Source organism: Odoribacter sp. AF15-53 (assembly GCF_003479425.1).
Lineage (GTDB): Bacteria > Bacteroidota > Bacteroidia > Bacteroidales > Marinifilaceae > Butyricimonas.
Map to the genome: position 1 here is coordinate 1 of NZ_QUHC01000036.1, position 1145 is coordinate 1145.

At 51.5% G+C, this 1145-nt stretch carries 2 protein-coding genes; both read left to right on the plus strand.

Annotated features, from left to right (window positions below):
* Positions 1-70: 70 nt before the first annotated feature.
* Positions 71-409, plus strand: coding sequence for a transposase (locus DWW52_RS20835; protein ID WP_118717874.1), 339 nt, complete (start codon positions 71-73; stop codon positions 407-409).
* The coding region (locus tag DWW52_RS20840) for a transposase (RefSeq protein WP_233557009.1) at positions 402-1145 on the plus strand (744 nt) is incomplete at its 3' end. The genes DWW52_RS20835 and DWW52_RS20840, both read left to right, overlap by 8 nt.

A 1145-nucleotide genomic window follows, 5' to 3' on the forward strand; every position in this document is an offset into this window, starting at 1 on the left:
GGCTCACGTGAAAAATTAGGTGGATCATCCTCGAAAGTGTTATCTTCGCGTGTTTACTAAATATGACGTGATGAAAGAACTTCTAGAATTAATTTTACCCGGGGATATCCTCGCTTGTTTCGAGGTGGTGAAGGTAACGAATACCAGTGATCAAATTGATATATACCTTGACGAGAAAAATATCCCGCCGCGCGAGTATGGCGGTCAAGGTGTTTTATCCAAGGGTTTCACGAGCGCGACCAGTATCCAGGATTTCCCGTTACGTGGCCGTTCTGTTTACCTTCACGTTCGTCGACGTGAATGGCAACTCCCGTCGGGAGAGGTTGTGAGCAACAAGTTTTCCCTGTCGGCAGATGGCACGCGTTACTCGAAGGAGTTCGCGTCTTTTTTAAAAGGTGTACTTGGATAACTACCCGATCAGCGGCAAGAGCCTGGAGAAGTTCTATCGCGTCAACGGGGACTTGCTGGTACAACAATACAAGAAACATTTAAGTGATTACTCGTCCTGGGAACCGTTGTCTCACGCGGACCAGTGGTTGATCTTCCCGGGGAACCTGGGCCCTCGCTTGAGTATCGACGAGAGTTCCCTCTCCCGTGGCGAGTTGTACACGATCGTCACGAACAAGGACGGTCACGGCGGCAAGGGAACCCTCGTTGCCATCATCAAGGGGGTAAAGGCCGTGGAGGTATCCACTATCTTGAGGAAGCTTCCCCGTAAAGCCCGTCACCAGGTACAGGAGATCACCCTTGACATGTCTAGCGCCATGCACGCTATCGCGCGGGAATGTTTTCCAAACGCGGAGCAGGTTATCGATCGCTTTCACGTGCAGAAGCTCGCTTGTGACGCCTTGCAAGAGTTAAGGATCGAACACCGCTGGGAGGCGATCAACGAGGAAACCAACGAGATGGAAAAAGCCCGGTTGGAGGGGAAAAAGTACAGGGCGAGAAAATTCCGTAACGGGGAAACCAGGAAAGAGATATTGTTCCGTTCCAGGTCGCTGTTGTTTAAAGAACCGGTAGCCTGGAGCGTGAACCAGAGAAAGAGGGCTTCCATGCTTTTCGAGCTACATCCCGACATGCAGAAGGCCTTCGCCCTGGTGCAAAGGTTGAGAAGGATCTATTCCTCGTGCAAGTCCGTGCCGGGT

Coding starts and splice junctions, on each gene's coding strand:
- DWW52_RS20835 (WP_118717874.1), top strand. CDS start 71: ATGAAAGAACTTCTAGAATTAATTTTACCCGGGGATATCCTCGCTTGT.